General features: G+C 71.5%; 20 protein-coding genes. 8 read left to right on the forward strand and 12 right to left on the reverse strand.

The window, feature by feature from the left end; all coding sequences use genetic code 11:
* Window positions 1-5 precede the first annotated feature (5 nt).
* The 3 genes from MOPEL_RS11020 to MOPEL_RS11030 all read left to right on the forward strand — a co-directional run bounded on the left by MOPEL_RS11020 (window position 6) and on the right by MOPEL_RS11030 (window position 2,660).
* Window positions 6-821 (forward strand): ABC transporter ATP-binding protein, encoded by an 816-nt coding sequence (locus tag MOPEL_RS11020; RefSeq protein WP_009482986.1) that lies wholly within the window; start codon window positions 6-8, stop codon window positions 819-821.
* On the forward strand, window positions 818-1,588 hold the full coding sequence (locus tag MOPEL_RS11025) for an ABC transporter permease (protein WP_009482987.1): 771 nt from the start codon (window positions 818-820) through the stop codon (window positions 1,586-1,588). Before MOPEL_RS11020 ends, MOPEL_RS11025 begins: the two co-directional genes overlap by 4 nt.
* Before the next feature lie 130 nt (window positions 1,589-1,718).
* Window positions 1,719-2,660 (forward strand): COX15/CtaA family protein, encoded by a 942-nt coding sequence (locus MOPEL_RS11030; protein ID WP_009482988.1) that lies wholly within the window; start codon window positions 1,719-1,721, stop codon window positions 2,658-2,660.
* A 451-nt stretch (window positions 2,661-3,111) separates the two neighbouring features.
* On the opposite strand, the gene MOPEL_RS11035 is transcribed toward MOPEL_RS11030, so the two are convergent.
* The gene (locus MOPEL_RS11035) at window positions 3,112-4,023 is read right to left on the reverse strand and encodes a heme o synthase (protein WP_009482989.1); all 912 of its coding nucleotides are present in this window, start codon (window positions 4,021-4,023) and stop codon (window positions 3,112-3,114) included.
* Between the two features lie 297 nt (window positions 4,024-4,320).
* Here MOPEL_RS11035 and tkt point away from each other — a divergent pair, with 297 nt between their 5' ends.
* Genes tkt through MOPEL_RS11055 form a run of 4 tightly spaced genes read left to right on the forward strand, consistent with a single transcriptional unit; the run spans window position 4,321 to window position 10,188 of the window.
* A complete protein-coding gene (tkt, locus tag MOPEL_RS11040; protein WP_009482990.1) occupies window positions 4,321-6,498 on the forward strand; it encodes a transketolase in 2,178 nt (725 codons plus the stop codon).
* The gene (gene tal, locus MOPEL_RS11045) at window positions 6,495-7,607 is read left to right on the forward strand and encodes a transaldolase (RefSeq protein WP_009482991.1); all 1,113 of its coding nucleotides are present in this window, start codon (window positions 6,495-6,497) and stop codon (window positions 7,605-7,607) included. Before tkt ends, tal begins: the two co-directional genes overlap by 4 nt.
* Entirely contained in the window at window positions 7,604-9,160 is a 1,557-nt protein-coding gene (gene zwf, locus MOPEL_RS11050; protein WP_009482992.1) for a glucose-6-phosphate dehydrogenase, read from the forward strand. Before tal ends, zwf begins: the two co-directional genes overlap by 4 nt.
* Window positions 9,157-10,188, forward strand: coding sequence for a glucose-6-phosphate dehydrogenase assembly protein OpcA (locus MOPEL_RS11055; protein ID WP_009482993.1), 1,032 nt, complete (start codon window positions 9,157-9,159; stop codon window positions 10,186-10,188). Before zwf ends, MOPEL_RS11055 begins: the two co-directional genes overlap by 4 nt.
* A gap of 77 nt (window positions 10,189-10,265) precedes the next feature.
* Here MOPEL_RS11055 and secG read toward each other — a convergent pair whose 3' ends face one another.
* The 4 genes from secG to gap all read right to left on the reverse strand — a co-directional run bounded on the left by secG (window position 10,266) and on the right by gap (window position 13,883).
* Complete coding sequence (secG, locus tag MOPEL_RS11060; protein WP_009482994.1) at window positions 10,266-10,511, reverse strand: preprotein translocase subunit SecG; 246 nt, start codon at window positions 10,509-10,511, stop codon at window positions 10,266-10,268.
* A 185-nt stretch (window positions 10,512-10,696) separates the two neighbouring features.
* Complete coding sequence (gene tpiA, locus MOPEL_RS11065; RefSeq protein ID WP_009482995.1) at window positions 10,697-11,479, reverse strand: triose-phosphate isomerase; 783 nt, start codon at window positions 11,477-11,479, stop codon at window positions 10,697-10,699.
* Window positions 11,480-11,521: 42 nt separating this feature from the next.
* Window positions 11,522-12,730, reverse strand: a complete 1,209-nt coding sequence (locus MOPEL_RS11070) for a phosphoglycerate kinase (protein WP_009482996.1) — start codon at window positions 12,728-12,730, stop codon at window positions 11,522-11,524.
* A gap of 151 nt (window positions 12,731-12,881) precedes the next feature.
* Window positions 12,882-13,883 carry a type I glyceraldehyde-3-phosphate dehydrogenase gene (gene gap, locus MOPEL_RS11075; protein WP_009482997.1) on the reverse strand — a complete coding sequence of 334 codons (1,002 nt, stop codon included), beginning with the start codon at window positions 13,881-13,883 and terminating at the stop codon, window positions 12,882-12,884.
* Between the two features lie 274 nt (window positions 13,884-14,157).
* Here gap and MOPEL_RS11080 point away from each other — a divergent pair, with 274 nt between their 5' ends.
* Window positions 14,158-16,167, forward strand: coding sequence for a BCCT family transporter (locus MOPEL_RS11080; protein WP_141631313.1), 2,010 nt, complete (start codon window positions 14,158-14,160; stop codon window positions 16,165-16,167).
* A gap of 140 nt (window positions 16,168-16,307) precedes the next feature.
* Here the strand turns inward: MOPEL_RS11080 and MOPEL_RS11085 are convergent, their stop codons facing one another.
* From MOPEL_RS11085 to MOPEL_RS11115, 7 genes are all read right to left on the reverse strand, one after another.
* On the reverse strand, window positions 16,308-17,993 hold the full coding sequence (locus MOPEL_RS11085; RefSeq protein ID WP_009482999.1) for an alpha-amylase family protein: 1,686 nt from the start codon (window positions 17,991-17,993) through the stop codon (window positions 16,308-16,310).
* 65 nt (window positions 17,994-18,058) lie between these two features.
* Window positions 18,059-19,015, reverse strand: a complete 957-nt coding sequence (locus tag MOPEL_RS11090) for a TIGR03885 family FMN-dependent LLM class oxidoreductase (protein WP_009483000.1) — start codon at window positions 19,013-19,015, stop codon at window positions 18,059-18,061.
* Window positions 19,016-19,183: 168 nt separating this feature from the next.
* Window positions 19,184-20,164: a DNA-binding protein WhiA gene (gene whiA, locus MOPEL_RS11095; RefSeq protein WP_009483001.1), complete on the reverse strand. Its 981-nt coding sequence runs from the start codon at window positions 20,162-20,164 to the stop codon at window positions 19,184-19,186.
* 130 nt (window positions 20,165-20,294) lie between these two features.
* Complete coding sequence (locus tag MOPEL_RS11100; protein WP_009483002.1) at window positions 20,295-21,230, reverse strand: gluconeogenesis factor YvcK family protein; 936 nt, start codon at window positions 21,228-21,230, stop codon at window positions 20,295-20,297.
* On the reverse strand, window positions 21,227-22,186 hold the full coding sequence (gene rapZ / locus MOPEL_RS11105) for an RNase adapter RapZ (RefSeq protein WP_009483003.1): 960 nt from the start codon (window positions 22,184-22,186) through the stop codon (window positions 21,227-21,229). The genes MOPEL_RS11100 and rapZ overlap by 4 nt, the downstream gene beginning before the upstream one ends.
* On the reverse strand, window positions 22,183-24,393 hold the full coding sequence (gene uvrC / locus MOPEL_RS11110; RefSeq protein ID WP_040634187.1) for an excinuclease ABC subunit UvrC: 2,211 nt from the start codon (window positions 24,391-24,393) through the stop codon (window positions 22,183-22,185). The genes rapZ and uvrC overlap by 4 nt, the downstream gene beginning before the upstream one ends.
* Before the next feature lie 68 nt (window positions 24,394-24,461).
* Window positions 24,462-24,965 (reverse strand): Rieske (2Fe-2S) protein, encoded by a 504-nt coding sequence (locus MOPEL_RS11115; protein WP_009483005.1) that lies wholly within the window; start codon window positions 24,963-24,965, stop codon window positions 24,462-24,464.
* Window positions 24,966-25,034 lie beyond the last annotated feature (69 nt).

Below are 25,034 nucleotides of genomic sequence, written 5' to 3' on the forward strand. Positions count from 1 at the left end.
GCGCCATGCCGCTCCCCCCAGGCCGTCCGCGCGACGACGTCCCTCAGCCCGACGAGTCCCGACACCCCGTCCCCGGCGCCACCGGTGAGGCCGGTGAGGCCGCGGTGTCGGTACGGGGGCTCGACAAGCACTTCGGGGACGTGCGCGCCGTGCACGGCATGACGTGGGGGGCCCACCTCGGGCGCATCACCGCCGTCCTCGGTCCCAACGGTGCGGGCAAGACGACGACCGTCGCCTGCCTCGAGGGGCTGCTGCGCCCCGATGCCGGTGAGGCACGCGTCCTCGGCGTCGACCCGTGGGGCGCCGGGCCGGACCATCGCGCCGCCGTCGGCGTCATGCTCCAGGACGGCGGTCTGTCCAACACGAGCACTCCGGCGCGGCTCATCCCCCACCTCGCCCGCCTCTACGCCGACCCGTGGCCGCTCGACGACCTCACCGGGCGCCTCGGCATCCGCGACTTCGAGCACACGAGCGTCCGGCGCCTCTCGGGTGGGCAGCGCCAGCGCGTCGCCCTCGCCGCGGCACTCGTCGGCCGCCCGAGGGTCGCGTTCCTCGACGAGCCGTCCGCCGGGCTCGACCCCCACGCTCGCCTCGACGTGTGGGAACTCGTGCGCGAGGTCGCCGCGGCCGGCGCATGCGTCGTCCTCACCACCCACTCCTTCGAGGAGGCCGAGCGTCTCGCCGACGACCTCGTCGTCGTCGCCGACGGTCACGCCGTCGCGACCGGCACCGTCGCCGAGGTCGCGGACGGGCGTGGCCTCGAGGAGACGTACTTCACCCTCACCCGTCCGGGCGCCCACCACGACGGAGGTCACCGATGAGCACCACCCTTCGCGCACCGGGTGGCGCCGCGGCCCCCACCGGTGCCCGCGTCCTCACACAGGCACGGTTCGAGGCCTCCACGCTGCTCCGCAACGGCGAGCAGCTCCTCGTCGCGATCGTCCTGCCCGCGCTCACGCTCTTCGCCCTCCTCTACGCGCCCGTGCCCGGGTTCGACGGCCCGCACCGGCTCGACCTCGCGATGGCGGGCGTCCTCGGCCTCGCGGTCATCTCGACCGCGTTCACGGGTCAGGCGATCTCGACGGGATTCGACCGGCGTTACGGGGTCCTGCGGCTGCTCGGCACGACGCCGCTCGGGCGGGGCGGTCTCCTCGCGGCGAAGGCCCTCGCGGTGCTCGTCGTCCTCGTCATCCAGTCCGTCGTGCTCGGCGGCATCGGCGCGACCCTGGGATGGCGGCCCCACCCCGGGCACCTCCTCCTCGCCGTGCCCGTCCTCGTCGTCGGCGCGTGGGTGTTCGTCGCACTCGCGCTCCTCCTCGCCGGCACGCTGCGGGCCGAGGCCGTGCTCGCCCTCGCGAACCTCGTGTGGGTCCTCCTTCTCGGCATCGGTGGCATCGTCATCCCGCCGCACGTCCTACCCGGAGGCCTCGAACGTCTCGCGGCGTGGCTGCCCTCGGGCGCCCTCGGCGATGCGACGCGGGCCGCAATGCTCCACGGCACGATCCCCCTCGCGCCGATGCTCGTCCTCCTCGTGTGGGGCGTCGTCGCGAGCGTCCTCGCCGCCCGCTTCTTCCGCTGGAGCGACTGAGCCGCGCCCTCCCCGCTCGGGCGTCCCCGGCGCCGTCGTCGTCGAACGGGTTCCGGCCCGCGTGTCGGACGGAAGGGCCCGTCCCCCGGACGGCGGGGTCGGTCACGGGATCCGGGGATAGGGTGGCCGCGTGAGCACGACCTCGACCCCCGGTAGCCCCGTCCAGACCCCCGCCGACGTCGTCGCACCCCCGCGCGGTGCACGCGACTGGATGTGGATCGCCCTCATGGCGAACCTCGTCGGCAACATCGCGATCATCCTCACCGGCGGCCTCGTCCGCCTCACCGGATCGGGCCTCGGCTGCCCGACGTGGCCGGAGTGCACGCCGGGATCGATCGTGCCCACGGGGCAGCAGACCGAGGGGTTCCACAAGTTCATCGAGTTCGGCAACCGGATGATCACGCCGGTGCTCGGCGTCATCGCCCTGTGGGTGCTCGTCGTCGCCGTCATGCGGTTCTGGAACACGCGTCGGCGGTTCGTCGTCGACTGCGCGATCCCCCTCCTCGGCGTCGTCGTGCAGGCGGTGCTCGGCGGGATCATCGTCCTCGCCCACCTCGACCCCAAGACGGTCTCGCCGCACTTCCTCATCTCGCTGTTCCTCGTCTCGAACGGCACGTACCTCCTGTACCGGTACCGCGAAGGCGACACGACGCCGCAGCGGGTCGTGCCGCACGCCGCCCAGCGTCTCGCGTGGGTGACCGCGGGGGTCGGCGCCGTCGTCTGCGTCCTCGGCACGGCGGTCACGGGCTCGGGCCCGCACTCCGGCGACTCGATGGCGAACGTGCGGTTCGGTTTCGACCCGCACGCGACGAGCTGGCTCCACGCCGACGCGGTGATGCTCTTCCTCGGCCTCTCGGTGGCGCTCGTCGTCGTGAGTCGCCTCGTCGAGGTGCCCGTCCCGTTCCGTCGCGCCTGGGACTGGACCCTCGGCCTCTCACTCCTCCAGGGCGTCGTCGGCTACGTCCAGTACTTCACGGGGCGCCCCATCGCCCTCGTCGCCGTCCACCTGCTCCTGTCGGCGCTCTTCGTCGTGTTCCTCACCCAGGGAGTCCTCACCGCCCGGCGGCGCTGAGATCCCGACGACCCGAACGCCCCGCACACCACCCGGTGTGCGGGGCGTTTCTCGTCTTCGGGCCGGTGGGGTCCGCGCCACGGGAGCGGTGCACCGGATGCGCCGAGGGCGACGAGGTGTCCCTCCCACCGCCGGAGGGGGCGGCAGGTCCGGCACGTCGCACAGCGCCGCAGATCGAGACATGACGACTCGACTTCCCGTGGTGCCGTGGACCCTCGAAGTCCGTGGCCAGGGCCTCGCCGAGGAACCCGGACCGGCTGCGGCCCGAGCAGTCCGCCACGGTGCGAGCCCCCGCCCGGTCACGGGGCGACGGCCCCTTCCTTCCCCATCCCCGGGTGGTGGGACTCGGTGGGCCGCGTCGCACCTGTGGCCACACCCGGACGTGGGAGAGCCCCGGCGCGCCGGAGGTCCGGGCGGCGGGGGGCTCTCGCGTGTTCCCTGCGGTGTCGACTCAGCCGAGGCCGGGGAGCGGGAAGTAGACCAGCGGATCGACGGCCACGCCGACGAAGAGGAGCGTGAGGTAGCTGATCGAGTAGTGGAACAGCCGCATGGGCCGGAGGGCGGCGAGGGTGGTGTTCGCCGGGTCCTTCGCGCGTCCGAGGAGCGTGTGCGCCTCACGGACGAACACGCCACCCGTGACGACGGCGACGACGGTGTAGATCCAGCCCATCGGTGCGAGCGGGATGAGCGCGAGGGAGGCGAGGACGGTGGCCCACGCGTACGCGACGCACTGCTTCGCGACGCCCGTGTCCTCCGCGACGACGGGCAGCATCGGGATGCCGGCAGCGGCGTAGTCGTCCTTGAAGCGCATCGAGAGCGGCCAGTAGTGCGGTGGCGTCCAGAAGAACACGACGAGGAAGAGGACGAACGGCGCCCAGGCGAGGGAGTTCGTCACGGCCGACCAGCCGATGAGGACGGGCATGCAGCCCGCGATGCCGCCCCACACGATGTTCTGCGCCGTGCGGCGCTTGAGGACGATCGTGTAGAAGACGACGTAGAGCAGGATCGCGCCGAACGACAGGGCCGCCGACAACTCGTTGACGAGCAGCCCGAGCACGAGCACCGAGGCGACGCCGAGGACGACGCCGAAGATCACCGCGTTGCGCACCGGCATGACGCCGGTGGCGAGGGGGCGACCCTCCGTGCGGTGCATGAGGCGGTCGACGTCGCGGTCGATGATGCAGTTGAACACGTTCGCGCACGCCGCCGAGAGGGTGCCGCCGACGAGGGTGGCGAGCACGAGCGGGATCGAGGGGACGCCGCGCTCTGCGAGGAACATCACGGGGAAGGTCGTGATGAGCAGCAGTTCGATGATCCGGGGCTTCGTCAGCGAGACGTAGTCGCGCAGGCCCGCCCGCGGCATCGGCTCACCTGCGCCCGGCCCCGGGGTGGGAGTGTGGGCGCTGGAGTTCCGGCCTGGCTGAAGAGTGGTCACGATGTGGTCGCAGATCCTTCGCGTGCAGGGGCCCGACGGGGGCAGGGTGCTGAGGCCCAGTGTAGGCGCGCGACGCGTCGCCGCGCGTGGGCGGCCCCGATGCCGTCGTCGGCGGCGGCAGATACGCTCGTGGGGTATCAGGAACCGTGGCGTGAGGCGCCCCACCGAGCCCGGTGGGAGACGCCCCCACGCCCTCCCACCAGCGCCTCCGGCGAAGGAGACCCCATGACCGACCAGCTCACCGACCGCGATCCCTCCCTGCCCGCGCCCCGCTGCAGCGAGGTGGGGTGGACCGACCTCGACGTCCGCGCCGTCGACACGGTCCGCGTCCTCGCGGCCGACGCGGTGCAGAAGGCCGGCAACGGCCACCCGGGGACGGCGATGAGCCTCGCGCCGCTGGCCTACCTGCTCTTCCAGAACGTCATGACGATCGACCCGCACGACCCCGACTGGCTGGGGCGCGACCGGTTCGTCCTGTCCTGCGGGCACAGCAGCCTCACCCAGTACCTCCAGCTCTACCTGTCCGGGTACGGCATGGAGATGGACGACCTCAAGGCGCTGCGCACGTTCGGTTCGCAGACGCCCGGCCACCCCGAGGTGCACCACACCCGCGGCGTCGAGATCACGACGGGCCCGCTCGGCTCCGGTCTCGCCACGGCCGTCGGCATGGCGATGGGCCAGCGCCGTCAGCGCGGCATGTTCGACCCCGACGCGCCCGCCGGAGAGAGCCCGTTCGACCACCACGTCTACGTCATCGCCTCCGACGGCGACCTCATGGAGGGCGTGAGCGCCGAGGCCTCCTCCCTCGCCGGTCACCAGGAACTCGACAACCTGACGGTGATCTACGACCAGAACTTCATCTCGATCGAGGACGACACCGACATCAGCTTCAGCGAGGACGTCAAGGCGCGCTACGAGGCGTACGGGTGGCACGTCGAGGTCGTCGACTGGCGCGGCGAGCCCTACGTCGAGGACGTCGACGCCCTCTACGACGCCCTCCAGGCAGGCGAGAAGCGTAGCGGCAGGCCGACCCTCGTCATCCTCCGCACGGTCATCGCGTGGCCGGCCCCGTCCCTCCAGGGCACGGGCAAGTCGCACGGGGCGGCCCTCGGCGAGGAGGAGATCGCGGCGACGAAGAAGCTCCTCGGGTTCGACCCCGAGGTCGCGTTCCCCGAGGAGGCCGAGGTCCTCGCCCACGCCCGTAAGGTCGCCGACCGCGGTGCGAAGGCCCACGCCGAGTGGGAGGAGCGCTTCCAGGCGTGGCGCTCGGCCCACCCCGAGGCGGCCGCGACGCTCGACCGCATCCGCGACCACGAGCTGCCCGAGGGGCTCGACCAGGCCCTGCCCGTCTTCCCCACCGACGCCAAGGGCATGGCGACCCGCAAGGCCTCAGGCCAGGTCATCAACGCGATCAAGGACGTCGTCCCCGAGCTGTGGGGCGGGTCGGCCGACCTCGCCGAGTCCAACAACACGGACATGAAGGGCGAGCCGAGCTTCGTGCCCGAGAGCCGCGCCACGAAGATGTGGCCCGGTGGCCCCTACGGCCGCAACCTCCACTTCGGCATCCGTGAGAACGCGATGGGCATGGCGCTCAACGGCATGGCGCTCGAGGGCCTCACGCGCCCCTACGGCGGCACGTTCCTCATCTTCTCCGACTACATGCGCCCCGCAGTCCGTCTCGCCGCCCTCCAGGACCTCGGCGTGACGTTCGTGTGGACGCACGACTCCGTCGGTCTCGGCGAGGACGGCCCGACGCACCAGCCCATCGAGCACCTCACGTCGCTGCGCGCCATTCCCCACCTCGACGTCGTCCGCCCGGCGGACGCGAACGAGACGGCCTGGGCGTGGCGTCAGATCATCGCGAACCACGACCGCCCCGCGGGTCTCGCGCTCAGCCGCCAGAACCTCCCGGTCCTCGACCGCGACGTGTACGCCGCCGCCGAGAACACGACGAAGGGCGGCTATGTCCTCGCCGACACCGACGGCACCCCCGACGTCCTCCTCATCGCGAGCGGCTCCGAGGTCTCCCTCGCCCTCGCCGCCCGCGAGGAACTCGCGGAGATCGACGTCGCCGCGCGCGTCGTCTCGATGCCGTGCGTCGAGTGGTTCATGGAGCAGCCGCAGGAGTACCGAGAGAGCGTCCTCCCCCCGACCGTCCGCGCCCGCGTCGCCGTCGAGGCCGGGCACCCGATGACGTGGTACCGCTTCGTCGGGGACGCCGGTCGCGTCATCGGCATCGACCACTTCGGCGCCTCCGCCGCCGGGGAGGTCCTGTTCGAGGAGTTCGGCTTCACCTCCACCGCCGTCGTCGACGCCGCCAAGGACTCCATCGAGGACGCCCGCCGCGGCGCCCGTGTCGGCACGGACGCGCGGATCGCCAACGACGAAGGGACCGAGAAGTGAGCGCCAACCCCCGCCTGGCCGCCCTCTCCGAGGCCGGCGTTTCCATCTGGCTCGACGACCTCAACCGCGAGCTCATCTCCTCGGGACGCCTCGCGCGTCTCGTCGAGGAGTACTCCGTCGTCGGTGTGACGACGAACCCGACGATCTTCGCGACGGCCCTCGCCGACGGTGAGGCCTACGCCGACCAGGTCGCCGAGCTGTCGAAGAACGGCGCGAGCGTCGACGAGGCGATCCTCACCCTCACGACCGACGACGTCCGCGACGCGTGCGACGTGTTCATGCCGGTCTACGAGGCCACCGGTGGCGTCGACGGCCGCGTCTCGATCGAGGTCGACCCCGGCCTCGCACACGACACCGCGGGCACCGTCGAGAGCGCCGAGCTCCTGTGGCGCACCGTCGACCGACCCAACCTCCTGGTCAAGATCCCCGCCACCGACGAGGGGCTGCCCGCCATCAGCCAGGTGCTCGCCAAGGGCATCAGCGTCAACGTCACGTTGATCTTCTCGGTCGACCGGTACCGCGGCGTGCTCAACGCGTTCCTCACAGGTCTCGAGCAGGCCCGGGAGCACGGTGTCGACCTCTCGACGATCCACTCGGTCGCGTCGTTCTTCGTCTCCCGCCTCGACACCGACGTCGACGCCCGGCTCGACGCGATCGGGTCGGAGGAGGCCCTCGCCCTCAAGGGCAAGGCCGCCCTCGCCAACGCGCGCCTCGCCCACCGGGCATTCGAGTCCGTACGCGACACGCCCCGTTGGCGCACCCTCGCCGACGACGGCGCCCACCTGCAGCGTCCGCTCTGGGCGTCGACCGGGGTCAAGGACCCCGACTACCCCGACACGATGTACCTCACGGGGCTCGTCACCGAGGACGTCGTCAACACGATGCCCGCGGCGACCCTCGAGGCGTTCGCCGACCACGGCGAGGTCGCGGGCGACACCGTCACCGGCCGCGCCGAGGAGTCAGAGGCCGTCCTCGACGATCTCGAGCGCCTGGGCATCTCCTACCCCGAGGTCATCGCCAAGCTCGAACGGGAGGGCGTCGAGAAGTTCGTCGGCTCCTGGGGCGAGCTCACCGGCACGGTGCAGCGTGCCCTGGAGAAGGGCGAGTGAACCCGGCCCCCATCACGCGGGAGCACAACCCGCTGCGCGCGCCCGACGACCTGCGGCTCCCGCGGATCGCCGGGCCGTGCGCGGTCGTGCTCTTCGGCGTCACCGGCGACCTCGCCCGCAAGAAGCTGCTCCCCGCGATCTACGATCTCGCGAGCCGTGGTCTGCTCCCGCCGGGCTTCTCCCTCGTCGGGTTCGGCCGTCGCGACTGGAACGACGCCGATTTCGCCGAGTACGTCCGGGAAGCCGTCACCGCCCACGCCCGCACACCCTTCGGCGAGGAGGTGTGGAGCGAGCTCGTCGACGGACTCCGGTTCGTCTCCGGCTCGTTCGACGACGACGCGGCGTTCGACCACCTCGCCGACCTCCTCGCGGAGCTCGACGAGAAGCGCGGAACGGGCGGCAACCACGCCTTCTACCTCTCGATCCCGCCGGACGCGTTCCCCGACGTGTGTCGGCAGATCCAGCGCAGCGGCCTCGCTGACGGCGACGCCCGCGGGGCACACCCGGAGTCGTGGCGGCGCGTCGTCATCGAGAAGCCGTTCGGTCACGACCTCCGCAGCGCGCAGGAGCTCAACCGCATCGTCGAGGGCGTGTTCCCCGCCGACTCGATCTTCCGGATCGACCACTACCTCGGCAAGGAGACCGTCCAGAACATCCTCGCCCTGCGGTTCGCCAACGAGATGTTCGAACCGATCTGGAACGGAAACCACGTCGACCACGTCCAGATCACCATGGCCGAGGACATGGGCATCGGTGGCCGCGCCGGGTACTACGACGGCATCGGCGCCGCACGCGACGTCATCCAGAACCACCTCCTCCAGCTCCTCGCGCTCGTCGCGATGGAGGAGCCGCTCTCCTTCGACGCCGAGCATCTGCGGGCGGAGAAGCGAAAGGTCCTCGAGGCGACCCGACTCGCCGGGCCCGTCTCCACGGCGGCGGCCCGCGGCGTCTACGCCGCCGGATGGCAGGGCGGCGAGCCCGTCGGTGGGTACGCCGAGGAGGAGGGCGTGGCCCCCGACTCGACGACGGAGACGTTCGCCGCGCTCGCCCTCGCCGTCGACACGCGACGGTGGGCCGGCGTGCCGTTCTACCTCCGCACCGGCAAGCGCCTCCCCAAACGCGTCACCGAGGTCGCGGTGATGTTCCGCCCCGCGCCGCATCACCCCTTCGGGCACGACGCCACCGAAGAGCTCGGCGCGAACGCCGTCGTCATCCGCGTCCAGCCGGACGAGGGCGTCACGCTCCGGTTCGGTGCCAAGGTCCCCGGCACCGCTCTCGAGGTCCGCGACGTGAGCATGGACTTCGGCTACGGCCGGTCGTTCATGCAGTCGAGCCCGGAGGCCTACGAACGGCTCATCCTCGACGTGCTCCTCGGCGACCCGCCGCTGTTCCCCCGGCACGAGGAGGTCGCGTCGTCCTGGCGGATCCTCGACCCCGTCACCGCCGCATGGGCGCGGTCGGGCGAGCCCGAGCCGTACCCCGCCGGCAGCTGGGGTCCGTCCTCCGCCGACGAACTCCTCGCCCGTGACGGACGCACCTGGAGGCTCCCGTGATCGTCGACATGCCCGACACCTCCGTCGGCGACCTCTCCCGCAAGCTCCTCGAGCTGCGGCACGGCGTCGGGGCCATGGCCCTGAGCCGGGTATTCACGCTCGTCGTCGTCACGACTCCGCAGGACGAGGAACGTGCCCTCGCCGTCGCGGAGACGGCGACCCGCCAGCACCCCTCGCGCATCGTCGCGGTCGTCCGTGGGTCGGCACGCGGCAAGGATCGCATCGACGGCCAGATCCGCGTCGGCGGCGACGCCGGGGCGAGTGAGATGGTCGTCCTGCGGCTCAGCGGTGACCTCACCGAGCACGGCGAGGCCGTCGTCCTCCCCCTCCTCCTCGCCGACTCCCCCGTCGTCGCGTGGTGGCCCGGTGAGTGCCCGGAGGACGTCTCGGCGCACCCGATCGGTCGCATCGCGCGCCGCCGCATCACCGACGCCGAGCACACCCCGTCGCCGAGCGACGAGATCCGGCGGCGGGCCGCGACGTACGCACCGGGCGACAGCGACCTCGTGTGGACGCGGACGACCCGCTGGCGGGGCCTCCTCGCCGCGGCGCTCGACCTGCCCCCGTACGAGCCGGTCACGCGCGTGTGCGTCACCGGGGCCTACGACTCGGCCTCGGCCGACCTCCTCGCCGCGTGGCTCGGCGCCGCGTTGTCGTGCGACGTCGTGCGGGCCCGCACCGAGGCCGGCACGGGTCTCGTCAGCGTGCGTCTCGACCGACGCAGCGGGCCGGTCGACCTCGTCCGCCCCGACGGACTGGTCGCGACGCTCGAACAGCCCGAGCAGCCCGCGCGGCGGCTCGTCGTCGCCCGACGCGAGGAGGCGGAGTGCCTCGCCGACGAACTCTCCCACCTCGGGGAGGACGACGTGTACGCCCGCACACTGCACCGCGGCATCCCTCTCCTCGAGGGCGCCGCGCTCCCCGCGAAGGAGGCCGTCGAGAAGGGCACCGCCCCCTCCCCCGACGCCTCCCGGGCACTCGCGCGACGGCTGCGGGAACGAGCCGGGGTGCCGCGCGCGCAGGACTGACGCCGCACCACCCGGGGACGAACAGGAGAGAGCCCGAGCCGGACACCGGCTCGGGCTCTCTGGTACGTCCGACGGGGTCAGCCCTGGAACCTCACGACGAGGCCGAGGCCGACGATGGCGGCGAGCCACACGAGGGCCATGCCGACGGTGATGCGGTTGAGGTTGCGCTCGGCGACCGAGGAGCCACCCATCGTGCTCGACATGGCGCCACCGAACATGTCGGACATGCCGCCGCCCTTGCCCTTGTGGGCGAGGATGAGGAACACGAGGAAGACACCGGTGACGGCGAGGAACACCTCGAGCGCGATCTTCAGGATGTCCACGGTGTTCGACCTGTTCTGTGCGGGGGTGTCTGACGGGCGCGGGCGACGTGCTGCGTCCCCGAGCGCCCTTCCAGAGTACCCGAGGCCGCCCTGGGACGCCGGAACGCCCGGCTGCGAGCCCCGTGAGGGGGCAGGCGGACCGGGCGTCCCGTCGACGTCGCTGCAGGGCCGGGGCCCGCGGTGACTCAGTTCTTGTCGAAGCCGCAGATCTTCGCGAACTCCTCGGGCTTGAGCGACGCGCCGCCCACGAGCGCACCGTCGACGTCGGGCTTGACCATGATGTCGGCGACGTTCGAGGACTTGACGGAGCCGCCGTAGAGGATGCGGATGCCGTCGGCGGTCGCCTGGCCGTACAGCTCGGCGAGCTTGCCGCGGATCGCGCCGCAGACCTCCTGGGCGTCCTCGGGCGTGGCGACCTCGCCGGTGCCGATGGCCCAGATGGGCTCGTAGGCGATGACGATGCTCTTGACCTGCTCGGCGGGGATGCCCGCGAGGTCGGCCTCGATCTGCGCGAGGACGTGCTCGACCTGCTTGCCGGCCTTGCGGACCTCGAGGGCTTCGCCGCAGCAGAGGATCGGGGTGAGGCCGTGCTTGTAGGCCGCCTGGACCTTGCGGTTGAGGAGCTCGTCGGACTCGGCGTGGTACTCGCGGCGCTCGCTGTGGCCGATGATCGCGTAGGTGCAGCCGAGCTTGGCGAGCATCGAGCCGGACACCTCACCGGTGTAGGCGCCCTCGTCGTGCTCGGAGATGTCCTGCGCGCCGTAGACGATCTGGAGCTTGTCGCCCTCGACGAGTGTCTGCACCGTGCGGAGGGCGGTGAACGGCGGGCAGACCGCCACCTCGACCTTGGCGAAGTCGTGCTCGGCGTCCTTGAGCGACCAGTCGAGCTTCTGCACGAGCTGGGTCGCCTGCAGGTGGTCGAGGTTCATCTTCCAGTTGCCCGCCATGAGCGGGGTACGCGAAGCCATGTTCGTCCTCTCGGGAGAAATCGGTGGATGTGGGGGCGGGCGTCAGTCCGCGAGGATCTCGATGCCGGGCAGGTTCTTGCCCTCGAGGTACTCGAGGCTCGCGCCGCCACCGGTGGAGATGTGGCCGAACTGGTCGTCGGTGAAGCCGAGCTGGCGCACCGCGGCGGCGGAGTCGCCACCGCCGACGACCGTGAGGGCGCCGTTCGACGTGGCGTCGACGAGGGCCTTCGCGACGGCCTTCGTGCCCTCGGCGTAAGGGGCCATCTCGAACGCGCCCATCGGGCCGTTCCAGAAGACGGTCTTGCAGTCGGCGAGCTTGCTCGCGAACAGCTCACGGCTCTTCGGGCCGATGTCGAGGCCCATCTCGTCGGCCGGGATCGCGTCGGAGGGGACGACCTCGGTGTCGACGTCAGCGGAGAACTCGGGTGCGATGACCGTGTCGACGGGAAGGACGATCTCGACGCCGTTGGCCTGCGCGTCGTCGAGGAACTTCTTGCACGTGTCGACCTTCTCGGCGTCGAGGAGGCTCGTGCCGACCTCGTGCCCCTGGGCCTTGAGGAACGTGTACGCCATGCCGCCACCGATGAGGAGGCGGTCGGCGGTCTTCATGAGGTTCTCGATGACGGCGAGCTTGTCGGCGACCTTGGCGCCGCCGAGGACGACGGCGTAGGGGCGCTTCGGCTCCTCGGTGAGGCGCTTGAGCACCTCGACCTCGGCACCGACCAGGCCACCGGCGTAGTGCGGGAGGCGTGTCGCGACGTCGTAGACCGACGCCTGCTTTCGGTGGACGACGCCGAAGCCGTCGGAGACGAACGCGTCGGCGAGGGAGGCGAGCTCGTCGGCGAAGGCGCCGCGCTCGGACTCGTCCTTGCTTGTCTCACCGGGGTTGAAGCGAAGGTTCTCGAGGAGGGCGACGTCGCCGTCCTTCAGGCCCGCGACGACCGACTTGGCCGATTCCCCCACGGTGTCCTCGGCGAACGCGACGTCCTTGCCGAGAAGCTCGGAGAGACGCCCGACGACGGGACGCAGGGAGTACCTGTCCTCCGGGGCGCCCTTGGGGCGGCCGAGGTGGGCGACGACGACGACCTTGGCGCCCGCGTCGCTGAGCTTCTTGAGCGTGGGGACGGAGGCGCGCACGCGGCCGTCGTCGGTGATGGTGCGGTTCTCGTCGAGCGGGACGTTGAGATCGCTGCGGACGAGAACGGTCTTGCCGTGGAGGTCCTCGGCGAGGAGGTTGTCGATCGTCTTCATGGACTGCTCCTGTGCAGGGGTGAGACGTGCGCCGGCGAGGCTCCCCGCCGACGGGTGGTGCGGGCTACGTGGGGAGACGCCGACGCCGGGCGACCGGGAGTCCGGCCGCCCGGCGTCGGCGGTGAGTCATGCTCGGCTCAGGGCCGGATGCTCAGAGCTTGGAACCGACGAGGACCGTGAGGTCGACGAGGCGGTTCGAGTAGCCCCACTCGTTGTCGTACCAGCCGAGCACCTTGACCGTGGTGCCGATGACCTTGGTGAGGCCGGCGTCGAAGATGCAGGAGGCCGGGTCGGTCTCGATGTCCTTGGAGACGATCGGGTCCTCGGTGTAGACGAGCTTGCCCTTCATGACGCCCTCGGCGGCCTTCTTGATGATCTCGTTGACCTCCTCGACGGTGGTCTCACGGGACGCCTCGAAGGTGAGGTCGGTGGCGGAGCCGGTGGGCGTGGGCACGCGCATGGCGTAGCCGTCGAGCTTGCCCTTGAGCTCGGGGAGGACGAGGGCGACGGCCTTGGCCGCACCCGTCGTCGTGGGGACCATGTTGAGGGCGGCGGCGCGCGAACGACGGAGGTCCTTGTGCGGGCCGTCCTGCAGGTTCTGGTCCTGCGTGTACGCGTGGATCGTCGTCATGAGGCCGCGCTCGATGCCGAGGCCGTCGTTGAGGGCCTTGGCCATGGGGGCGAGGCAGTTCGTCGTGCAGGACGCGTTGGAGATGACCGTCTGCGAGCCGTCGTACTTCTCGTCGTTGACGCCCATGACGATGGTGATGTCCTCGTTCTTCGCCGGGGCGGAGATGATGACCTTCTTGGCGCCGGCGTCGACGTGGGCCTTGGCCTTGGTGGCATCGGTGAAGAAGCCGGTCGACTCGACGACGATGTCGACGTTGTGCTCGCCCCAGGGAAGCTGGGCCGGGTCCTTCTCGGCGAAGGCGAGGATCTTCTTGCCGTCGACCGTGATGGACTGCTCGTCGTACGTGACCTCGCCCGGGAAGCGGCCGAGGATCGAGTCGTACTTGAGCAGGTGCGCCAGCGTCTTGTTGTCGGTCAGGTCGTTGACGGCGACGATCTCGACGTCGGCGCCGGAGGCGACGACGGCCCGGAAGAAGTTACGTCCGATACGGCCGAAGCCATTGATACCTACGCGAACGGTCACGGTGAGGCCTTCCTGTAATGGTTCAGGGATTGCGTTCTCGACCTCGCGTCACCGGGCCGGCACCGGGGGCGCCGCGGCGGAGACGTCGGGGACGGAGGTCGCACGCCTTCGTACGACACTTCGACCCTAGGCGATACCCACTGGTCCTTCCACTCGTGGGGCCCGAAAGTCCCTTCTCGGCGTGCCCTGCAGGGATGGCCGGGCGCGGGGCGCCGAGGTGGTTGTGCGTGGTCCGGGCCGGTGGGGCGGGCCGAGCCCCATATGTTGACGGGTCATGAGCACCCGAGCCGACGAGCCACGTCCTCCGCGCTCCACCTCGCCCGGGACGGCCGGCGCCGCGCCATCCCCCTCCCCCGTCGGCGTCCCCGCCCCCGGCCGACGCCCGGCGACTCCTCTCGGCTGGCGCCGCTCCGCGACGAACTTCCTCCGCCAGACGTCGATGGCGGGGGCCTATCCGCACGGCATCCACCCCGTGCTCGTGCCCGGCGTGTCGGTCGACGAGCAGCGGTACGACTACCGCACCGACAAGGTCGTCGTCAGGCTCGTCGCGGCGAGCATCCTCGCGTTCGTCACGTGGGGGGTCCTCGATCCGCAGGGGCTCTCCCGCGGGTCCGAGGCGGCGATCGTCTGGGTGACGACGTACTTCGGCTGGTTCTTCAGCGGTCTCGCCGCCGTCGTCCTCTTCTCCCTCCTCTTCATCGGGTTCAGCCGGTACGGCACGATCCCGCTCGGCCTCGACGGGGAGGAGCCGGAGTTCTCGACCGTCTCCTGGGTGTCGATGCTCTTCGCGGCCGGCATGGGCATCGGGTTGCTGTTCTTCGGCCCGTACGAGCCGATGCAGTACTACCTCGAACCGGCGCCCGGCACGGCCGACCCGGAAACGCGTCGCGCGATGCACCAGGCCCTCGTCCAGACGGTCTTCCACTGGGGCCCGCAGGCGTGGGCGATGTACGCCCTCGTCGGCGCGACGGTCGCGTACGGCGCCTACCGGCGGGGTCGCACCGTCCTCATGAGTTCGATCTTCGAGCCGCTCATCGGCCGGCGTGGGGCGCAGGGCCTGCCCGGCCGCCTCATCGACGTGTTCGCGATCATCGCCACGCTCTTCGGCACGGCAGCCGCGCTCGGCATCGGTGCCCTCCAGATAGGGCGGGGGCTCCAGGTCGTCACGGGCATCGGGCGCGTCGGCAACGGCATGCTCATCGCGATCGTCGCGTTCCTCACCGTCGCGTTCGTCGCCTCGGCGGTGAGCGGGATCGACCGCGGCATCCGCTACCTGTCGAACATCAACATGACGGTCGCCGTGCTCACCGCGTTCTTCGTCTTCGTCGCGGGCCCCACGCTGTTCCTCGCGAACCTCACCCCCTCCGTCGTCGCCGACTACCTGGGCCAGACCCTCGGCCTCATCGCGTACTCGGCGTCCTACGGCGAGAAGGAGGCCGCGTTCCTCCGCACGTGGACGATCTTCTACTGGGCGTGGTGGGTGTCGTGGTCGCCGTTCGTCGGCATGTTCGTCGCGAAGATCTCCCGCGGTCGCACGCTGCGCGAGTTCGTCACGGTCGTCATCATCGTGCCGTCGCTCGTGTGCCTGCTGTCGTTCTGCGTGTACGGAGGCACGTCGATGTGGATGCAGGAGTCCGGCGCCGCCGACGTCGCGTCCGCTCCGAACGCGCAGGACGCGCTCTTCATCCTCCTCGACGCCCTCCCGTTCGCGCAGGTCACGCCGTTCGTCGTGCTCTTCATGCTCACCGTCTTCTTCGTCACGAGCGCCGACTCCGCCTCGGTCGTCATGGGGAGCCTCAGCCAGCGTGGTCGTCCTCACCCGAGCGCGGGGATCGTCGTCCTCCTCGGCCTGTTCCTCTCGGCGATCGCCGTCGTGATGATCCTCGCGGGTGGCCAGGAGGCGCTCACCGGCATGCAGAACCTCATCGTCGTCTCGGCCCTGCCGTTCGCCGTCGCGATGGTCGCGATGATGGTCGCGTTCGCCCTGGATCTGCGTACCGACCCGGTCGTGCTGCGCCGCGCGTACGCCGACAAGGCCGTGGGCCTCGCCGTGCGGGAGGGTGTGCGCCGCTACGGCGACCGGTTCGTCCTCGCCGTGGCCGTCGCGCCCGAGGGGGCCGGCGCCGGCGACGACATCGACTCCGACACGCGAGCGATGACGGAGTGGTACCAGCGCCGTGACGAGCACGGCGACCCCGTCGACTACGACTACGAGGCGGGCCGGTACCTCGACGGCCCCGTCGAGGACGAGGAGCGGGACGACACGGCGCCGACCGACGCCTGAGCCGTTCCTCCCCGACGCCGCGAAAGCCCTCCCCGATCGAGGTCGGGGAGGGCTTTCTCGTGCCCGGGGCATGGTGCCCGGGGCGTGGTGCCGGGGCGTGGTGCCCGAGGCGTGGGCGGGCGGCCGGTGCCGCTCCGACGTCAGTAGAGGCGGGTGTCGGCCTGGCTCTGGATGCGGAACCAGCGGCACCCGTAGCCGTCGAGCTGGACCTCGAACCGCTTCTTCGGGTCGACGGGCAGCGGCTCCTGTTCCCACAGGTCGACGAGTCGGGAGTCGGGCTCCACCCGCGGGACGGACACGGAGACGGTGCGCCCCTCGGGGCTCAGGTTGTGCACCGTGACGACGATCGCGTCCTCGCCGCGGGCCGCGAGGACGAGCACCGCGGGGTCGCCGACGTCGACGACCTCGGTGGGCGCCCAGCCGAGCTCGGGGTGGCGACGGTGCAGGAAGATCAGGGTGCGGACGAACCCGTACAGCGACTCCGGATCGGGGCGCTGATCCGCGACGTTGACGTGGTCCGGGGCGTACCCGCCGTCGGGGAACGGCGCGACCCAGCGGCGACGGGGCGCGTTGGAGAAGCCCGCGCCCTCCTCCGACGTCCACTGCATCGGGGTGCGGACCGCCATCCGACCCTCCTCGGCGAGGTTCTCGCCCATGCCGATCTCCTCGCCGTAGAAGATCGACGGGGTGCCGGGCAGCGAGAACAGCAGCGAGTACGCCATGCGGATGCGGCGCGGGTCGCCGTCGAGCATCGGGGGCAGGCGGCGCTTGAGGCCGCGATCGTAGACCTGCATGTTCTCCTGTGGACCGAACGCGTCGAACACCTCCCGTCGCTCGGAGTCGGTGAGCTTGTCGAGCGTGAGCTCGTCGTGGTTGCGCAGGAAGTTGGCCCACTGCGTCTGCCGGGCCAGGGGGAAGCTCGCCCGCTTCTCGAGCGACTCGACGATCGGGCGGGCGTCGTGGCGGGCCATGGCGAGGTAGATCTTCTGCATGCCGATGAAGTCGAACTGCAGCGCCAGGCCGTCGCCGCGCTCGGCGCCGAAGAACTCGTACTGGTCCTCGTAGGGCACGTTGACCTCGCCGAGCAGGATCCCGTCCCCCGTGCGGCGCCGCAGCAGGGCGCACGTCTCGCGGAGGAAGTCCATCGGGTCGCCGAGCTCCTTCTTCTCCTCCCCCGTGTAGCCCGTCGTCTCGAGGATGAACGGCACCGCGTCCACCCGGAACCCGTCGACGCCGAGCTGGGTCCAGAACCCGATGATGCGTGCGATCTCCTCGCGCACCGCCGGGTTGGCGATGTTGAGGTCGGGCTGGAACCGGTAGAAGTTGTGCAGGTACCACTCCCCCGTCTTGTCGTCCTTCTCCCAGATCGAGTCCTCCTCGTCGGGGAACACGACCTTGTCGGAGGTGTCACCGGGGTCGGTGTCGCGCCACACGTACCAGTCGCGGTACGGGTTGTCCGTGCTCTTGCGGGACTCCTTGAACCACGGGTGCTCGTCCGAGGTGTGGTTGAGGACGAGGTCGACGATGACGCGCATGCCGCGGTCGTGGGCCGTGCGGGTCACCTCGACGAAGTCGCCCAGCGTCCCGAGCCGCGGGTCGACGCCGTAGTAGTCGGTGATGTCGTAGCCGTCGTCCTCGTCGGGCGAGGGGTAGAACGGCATGAGCCACAGGCACGTCACGCCCAGTTCGGCCAGGTAGTCGATGCGGCGGGCGAGGCCGGCGAAGTCACCGACGCCGTCCCCGCTGCCGTCCTGGAACGTCTCGACGTCCAGGCTGTAGATGACGGCGTTCTTCCACCACATGTCACTCGTGTCGGTGATGCGCATGTGCTCTCCTCGTGGTGCGGGTGGGGTCGGTGGGCGTGAACGAGCCGGCCGGTCGGCGCAGTCGGTCAGCGCAGGTCCGGCAGGACGTGCTCGCCGGCGGCCTCGATCCAGGGTCGCTGTTCCTGCCCGACGTGGTGCAGGTAGACGCGGTCGAACCCGCCCAGGTCGACGAGCTCGCGGATGCGGGCGGTGAGGCCCCCGAGGTCGTGGTCGACGAGGCAGGCGCGCCCGATCATCTCGTCGGTGGCTCCGCGGCTCACGTCCTCGAGGTGGGCGGTCGTCACGTCCGTGGCCGTGACCGTGCTCCACACGTTGCTGCTCCACTGGTCGCGGGCGATCGCCCACGCCTCCTCCGACGTGGGCGCCCACGACACGTGGACCTGCAGGACGAGCTCGCCGTCGCCGCCCGCGTCGCGGTAGGCGTCGACGATGCGGCGCAGTCGCTCGGGCGGCTGGTTGATCGTCACGATGCCGTCGGCCCACGTCGCGCCGCGGGCCGCGGAGCCCTCAGAGAGGGTCGGCTGGAACAGCAGCGGCGGCTCGGCCGGCAAGGTCCACAGCTTGGCGTTCTCCACCGTGACGAGGCCCCGGTGCGTGACCGTCTCGCCGCGGTGCAGGCGCCGGACGATGTCGACGCACTCCATGAGCCGGGCGTCGCGCTCGTCCTTGCTGGGCCACCGCTCGCCCGCGATGTGCTCGTTCATCCATTGGCCCGTGCCGAGGCACATCCAGAACCGGCCGGGGAACATCTCGGTGAGCGTCGCCGACGCCTGCGCGAGGATCGCCGGGTGGTAGCGCATCCCCGGCGCCGAGACCGTGCCGAACGAGAGGTTCGTCGACGCCATCGCGGCCCCCAGCCACGACCACGTGAACCCCGCCTGGCCCTGCCGCGAGCTCCACGGAGCGAAGTGGTCGGAGCACATCGCCGCGTCGAATCCCGCGATCTCGGCGAGCTGCACGTCGGCGAGGAGTCGGCTCGGGGCGATCTGCTCGTGCGAGGCGTGGAAGCCGAAGATCGTCATGCCGCCATTCAAACCGACGCCGCCGTCATGGACACGCCGCATCGTCGACCGTCTCCCGCGTCACGGGACGCAGCACGGCGCCGACGCCCGGCCGCCTCGTCGGGCGTCGCACGTCCCTCACGGTCGAAGGGCCCGAGCGATGAGCGTGCGCCCGCGCCTCCCACAGCCTCAGGCGTCGAGCATGTCCTCGGTCAGGTTGGCCTCCGTGCCGGGGATGCCGCGCTCTGCCGCGACCTTGTCGGACATCGCGAGCAGCCGGCGGATGCGCCCCGCGACGGCGTCCTTCGTCATCGGCGGGTCGGCGAGGGCACCGAGCTCCTCGAGGCTCGCCTGTCGGTGCTCGAGCCGCAGCTCACCGGCGGTGCGGAGGTGGTCGGGGACCTCCTCGCCGAGGATCTCCAACGCGCGTTCCACACGGGCACCGGCGGCGACCGCGGCCCGCGCGGAGCGGCGCAGGTTCGCGTCGTCGAAGTTGGCGAGACGGTTGGCGGTGGCGCGGACCTCTTTGCGGACCCGACGCTCCTCCCACGCGAGGACGGCGTCGTGCGCGCCGAGGCGGGTGAGCATCGCGCCGATGGCGTCGCCGTCACGGATGACGACACGGTCGACCCCGCGGACCTCCCGCGCCTTGACGCCGATCCCGAGGCGCCGTGCCGCACCGACGAGCGCCAGGGCGGCCTCCGGCCCGGGGCACGTGATCTCCATCGAGCTCGACCGGCCGGGCTCGGTGAGCGAGCCGTGCGCGAGGAACGCGCCGCGCCAGGCGGCCTCGGCATCGCACGCCGCGCCGTTGACGACCCGCGGCGGTAGACCGCGCACGGGGCGACCCCGCAGGTCGACGAGACCCGTCTGCCGGGCAAGGGCCTCTCCGTCCGTGATGACCCGGACGACGTAACGGCTCGTGCGGCGCAGCCCGCCCGGGGCGAGGACGAGGAGGTCGCTGTGTATGCCGTAGACCTCGGCGATGTGGGTGCGGAGGCGCCGCGCGGCCGCGGCCGTGTCGAGTTCCGCCTCGACGACGATGCGTCCCCCGACGATGTGGAGCCCACCCGCGAACCGGAGCATCGCCGACACCTCGGCCTTGCGACAGCAGGGCTTGGTCACGACGAGACGGGAGAGTTCGTCCTTCACCTTCGCAGTCATCGCCATGGGGGTCATCCTGCCATCCGCCGGGCCCCACTCTGCGAATGCCGTTGCACCACGGCCCGAATCACCCCCTCGAGCACGGCTCTGGGACGCCGCGTGACCCACCTCGACGGGCGGGCGCGGCGTCCGCCCGTCACTCGATGACGTCGCGGTAGGCGGCGGCGAGACGCAGCGGATCGTGCTCGACGGGGTTGTCGGTGCGCGACACCGGCGCGACGACGAGTTCCGCCCCGAGCTGCCGCGCGTGCGCGGCGAGGGCTTCGTGGTCGTCGACGACGCGCGGGTCGGCGAGGACGACGTCGATCCGCATGTCCGGGGCGTGCGCGCGGAGCGTGTCGAGGTGCTGCCCAGCCGAATACCCCTGCGTCTCGGAGGTGTGCATCTGCAGGTTGAGCGTGAGGATGCGCCGCGCGGGGGTGGCGCTGAGGACCTCGGCGAGCTGCGGCACGAGGAGGTGCGGCATGACGGACGTGTACCAGGAACCCGGACCGAGGACGACCCAGTCGGCCTCCCTCAGTGCGTCGAGGGCCTCGGGCCGCGCCGGCGGTTCCGGCGGGTCCAGGCGGATCTCCCGGACCTGGCCGGGTGTCTTCGCGACGGCGGCCTGACCGCGTACGAGGGTCGCCACCTCGGGATGCTCGGCGTCGAGACCGGTGACGTCGGCGGTGATCGTGAGCGGGACGGCCGCCATCGGCAGCACCCGCCCCCGCGCCCCGAGGAGGCGTCCGACGAGGTCGAGACCGCTCACGGCGTCGCCGAGGAGGTCCCACAACCCGACGATGAGGAGGTTGCCGACGGCGTGCCCGGCGAGCTCCCCCTCGCCGCCGAACCGGTGTTGGAGGACGTCGCGCCACAGGTGGCCCCACTCGGAGTCGTCGCACAACGCGGCGAGGGCCATGCGCAGGTCGCCGGGCGGGAGGATGTCGTACTGCTCCCGGAGGCGCCCGCTCGATCCGCCGTCGTCGGCGACCGTGACGACCGCCGTCACGTGGTCGGTGACGTGCCGGAGGGCGGAGAGGGACGCGGCGAGGCCGTGCCCGCCGCCGAGGGCGACGACGTGGGGTCTCATTCGCGCCCCAGGTCGCGGTGGAAGAGCAGGGTGGCGATGGCGGGCGTGCGGAGCTCCTCGGCGAGCCGCTCGGCGACGGCGACCGAACGGTGCTTGCCGCCCGTGCATCCGACGGCGATGGTGATGTAGCGGCGCCCCTCCTTGAGGTAGCCGGCCAGCATGGGCTCCATCAGGTCGACGGCGCGGTCGATGAACTCCCGCGCCTCCGGCTGGGCGAAGACGTAGTCGGCGACCGGCTTCTCGAGGCCGGTGTGGCCGCGCAGCTCCGGGATCCAGTACGGGTTGGGCAGGAACCGCATGTCGAAGACCGTGTCGGCGTCGAGGGGGACGCCGTATTTGAACCCGAACGAGACGATCGCGATGCGGAGTCGGGCGGACGCGGCGCCACCGAGCATCTCCCGCACCTTGGCGGTGAGCTGGTGGACGTTGAGGCCGCTCGTGTCGACGAGGAGGTCGGCCTGGGAGCGCAGGTCCGAGAGGCGCGACCGCTCCTCCTGGATGCCGTCGAGGAGTCGGCCGTCGCCCTGGAGGGGGTGCGGTCGACGGACGCTCTCGAACCGGCGGACGAGGGACTCGTCGCTCGCGTCGACGAAGACGACGCGCGGGTGGTGCCCCTCGGCGCGCAGCGTCGTCAACGCCTCGGTGAACGCGTCGAAGAACCCGCGGGTACGCACGTCGACGACCGCGGCGAGGCGGTGCACCGCCGGGCTGCGACGGACGAGGCCGGCGAGCTGCGGGAGCATGCTCGGCGGCAGGTTGTCGACGACGTACCAGCCGAGGTCCTCCATCGCGTGCACCGCCGTGCTGCGACCGGCGCCGCTCATCCCCGTGAGGATGATGAGGTCGCTGCGGTGCTCCTCGCCGTCCACCTCCTCCGCGGCGACGTCCGCGGCCGTACGCGCGGGCGCCTCGGTCGTGTGGTCGCCGGTGGTCCTGTGGGTCGTCCGATCGGTCATGTCGTCTCCTCACGCTCGGTCACGGCATCGTCCCCGGTCGGGTCGGCTCCCTCATCGTCGGCCGCCGGTGTTCCTCCATCCTGCACCCCACGCTCCGGGGGCGTGTCGTCGAGGACCTCACCGGTGAGCAGGTCGACCGCGGGGGCGGGCGCCGAGCCCGCGAGGCGGTCGGAGATCGACCGCGCGAGGGCCGGACCGATGCCGGGGACGGCCTGGACCTCCTCGGTGGTCGCGGCCCGGATGCGCTTGACGGAGCCGAACTCGGCGAGCAGGGCCGCGCGCCGAGCTGGGCCGAGGCCGGGGATCCCGTCGAGCTCGCTCGCCGTCATCGCCTTCGAGCGTCGCTGCCGGTGGAACGTGATGGCGAAGCGGTGCGCCTCGTCGCGGAGACGCTGGAGGAGGAACAGTCCCTCGCTCGTGCGCGGCAGGATGACGGGGAACTCCTCCCCCGGCAGCCACACCTCCTCCAGGCGCTTGGCGAGGCCGACGACGGCGACACCGTCCACCCCCATGTCGTCGAGGACACGCGCTGCGGCCTCGACCTGCGGGCGACCACCGTCGACGACGACGAGCTGCGGCGCGTAGGCGAACCGTTGCGGGCGCCCGGTGCGGGGGTCGACGCCGGGGGCGACGACCGGTGCGGCCCTTCCCGAGCCGCCCTGTGCCTGGGAGGGCGCCGCAGGCGCGACCGTGGCGGCGGCGGGCGCGACGTCGCGGTCGAGGTCGTAGGCCGCGCCCTCGGGCTCCTCCACGCCGGCCGGATTCATGCCGGACGGGTCCTGCCGGTGCCGACGGAACCGTCGGCGGAGGACCTCGGCCATCGCCATGGCGTCGTGCACCGGGGCGCCCGGCTGCGCGGCCTCGCCGTTCTCGAGACGGTCGCCGCGGACGATGAACCGGCGGTACTCGCTCTTGCGCGGCAGCCCGTCCTCGAAGACGACCATCGACGCGACGACGTTCGTGCCCTGCACGTGCGAGACGTCGTAGCACTCGATGCGGAGGGGGGCCTCGTCGAGCTCGAGCGTCTCCTGGAGCTCCTCGAGGCTCTTGCTGCGGGCCGTGAGATCGCCCGCGCGGGCGACCTTGTGCCGGCTCAACGCCTGGGTCGCGTTGCGGGTCACCGTCTCCATGAGCGCCCGCTTGTCGCCGCGCTGCGGCACCCGCACCTCGACCGCGGCGCCTCGGCGCTCGGTGAGCCAGGCCGCGACGGTGTCGACGTCCCGCGGCGCGGTCGAGACGAGGACCTCGCGCGGCACGACCTCGCCGCCGTCGCCGTACACCTGGCCGAGGAGCTGCTCCATGAGCGCCTCGTCGGTGTCGTCGAGGCCCTGCGAGCGTTCGAGGATCCACCCGCGCTGGCCGCGGATGCGGCCGCCGCGGACGTGGAAGACCTGGACCGCGGCCTCGAGCTCGTCGCCGACGAGTCCGAACACGTCGGCGTCGGTGGCGTCCGGCAGGACGACGGCGGACCGTTCGAGAGCCGTCGTGAGGGCGCCGAGGTCGTCGCGCAGCCGGGCGGCACGCTCGAAGTCGAGGTCGGCGGCCGCCTCCTTCATCTCCCGCTCGATGCGCGTGACGAACCGGCCGGTGTCGCCCGCCATGAAGTCGCAGAAGTCCGCGGCGATGTCGCGGTGCTCCTCCTCGCTCACCCGTCCGACGCAGGGCGCCGAGCACTTCTCGATGTACCCGAGGAGGCACGGCCGTCCGACCTGCTCGGCCCGGCGGAACACACCGTTGCTGCACGTGCGCACCGGGAAGACGCGCAGGAGGAGGTCGAGGGTCTCGCGGATCGCCCATGCGTGCGTGTACGGCCCGAAGTAGCGAGTGCCCGGCTTCTTCTTCCCGCGCATCACCTGGGCGCGCGGGTAGGTGTCCCCCATCGTCACCGCGAGGTAGGGGTAGGACTTGTCGTCGCGGTACTTGACGTTGAACCGCGGCTCGAACTCCTTGATCCAGCTGTACTCGAGCTGGAGGGCCTCGACCTCGGTGGAGACGACGGTCCACTCGACACGCGCCCCGGTGAACACCATCCTGCGCGTGCGCGGGTGGAGCCCCGCGACGTCCTGGAAGTACGACGAGAGACGGGCCCGCAGGGACTTGGCCTTGCCGACGTAGATGACCCGCCCCTCGCTGTCGAGGAACCGGTACACGCCGGGGTCGACGGGGATCTCACCCGGGCGGGGACGATAGGTCGAGGGGTCTGCCACGCCCGTCACTGTAGGACGCGGCACCGACGACCCGTCGTCCCCTCCTCGGGCGTGACGTCGAGGACCTGTCAGCTCGTGGGAGTGGCCCCGCCGAGCGCGACGTCGTACCGGGTGAGCCCGGCCGGCGACGGACCGGCGACGACCTCACCGCTCTTGGAATCGAAGACGCTGCCGTGGAGGACGCAGACGGGGCGGCCGGAGCCCTCCTCGATCGCCGTGACGCGGCCACCGGCGTGCGGGCAGTACGTCGAGAAGACGTTGTACTCCCCCGCCGAGGGCTGGGTGACGACGGCGCCGACGTCCTCGAGGACGAGACCGCCCCCGACGGGCACCTGCCCGGCCGAGACGGCCTTCTGCACGGCGGTCTGGACCTTCTGCGTCTCCTCGGGCGAGGCCGCGCCGCCCTTCTTCTCGTCCTTCGAGCCGCAGCCGGCGACGAACGTAACCGTCGCGATCGCCCCGCCGACGCCCACCATGCGGAGCACCGTGCGCCGGGAGGGCCTCGTCTCCGCCCCTACGCCGGTGGGGGTGTGCTCGGTGGTGACTACCGGGGTGGACTGGAGCTCGGTCACGTCGGTCCTCTCGTCGCGCTCTCGGACGACACGGTCGCGCCGCCCCTGCGGCCACTGTAGGCATCCCGC

Origin of the sequence: Mobilicoccus pelagius NBRC 104925, assembly GCF_000247995.1 — a bacterium.
In the GTDB taxonomy this organism is placed as follows: Bacteria; Actinomycetota; Actinomycetes; order Actinomycetales; family Dermatophilaceae; genus Mobilicoccus; species Mobilicoccus pelagius.

Bases quoted from the DNA above. Each gene is read 5' to 3' on its own strand.
- MOPEL_RS11020 (WP_009482986.1), top strand. From the start codon at position 6: ATGCCGCTCCCCCCAGGCCGTCCGCGCGACGACGTCCCTCAGCCCGAC.
- MOPEL_RS11025 (WP_009482987.1), top strand. From the start codon at position 818: ATGAGCACCACCCTTCGCGCACCGGGTGGCGCCGCGGCCCCCACCGGT.
- MOPEL_RS11035 (WP_009482989.1), bottom strand. From the start codon at position 4,023: ATGCCGCGGGCGGGCCTGCGCGACTACGTCTCGCTGACGAAGCCCCGG.
- tkt (WP_009482990.1), top strand. From the start codon at position 4,321: ATGACCGACCAGCTCACCGACCGCGATCCCTCCCTGCCCGCGCCCCGC.
- tpiA (WP_009482995.1), bottom strand. From the start codon at position 11,479: ATGGCTTCGCGTACCCCGCTCATGGCGGGCAACTGGAAGATGAACCTC.
- MOPEL_RS11070 (WP_009482996.1), bottom strand. From the start codon at position 12,730: ATGAAGACGATCGACAACCTCCTCGCCGAGGACCTCCACGGCAAGACC.
- MOPEL_RS11080 (WP_141631313.1), top strand. From the start codon at position 14,158: ATGAGCACCCGAGCCGACGAGCCACGTCCTCCGCGCTCCACCTCGCCC.
- MOPEL_RS11085 (WP_009482999.1), bottom strand. From the start codon at position 17,993: ATGCGCATCACCGACACGAGTGACATGTGGTGGAAGAACGCCGTCATC.
- MOPEL_RS11090 (WP_009483000.1), bottom strand. From the start codon at position 19,015: ATGACGATCTTCGGCTTCCACGCCTCGCACGAGCAGATCGCCCCGAGC.
- whiA (WP_009483001.1), bottom strand. From the start codon at position 20,164: ATGGCGATGACTGCGAAGGTGAAGGACGAACTCTCCCGTCTCGTCGTG.
- MOPEL_RS11100 (WP_009483002.1), bottom strand. From the start codon at position 21,230: ATGAGACCCCACGTCGTCGCCCTCGGCGGCGGGCACGGCCTCGCCGCG.
- rapZ (WP_009483003.1), bottom strand. From the start codon at position 22,186: ATGACCGATCGGACGACCCACAGGACCACCGGCGACCACACGACCGAG.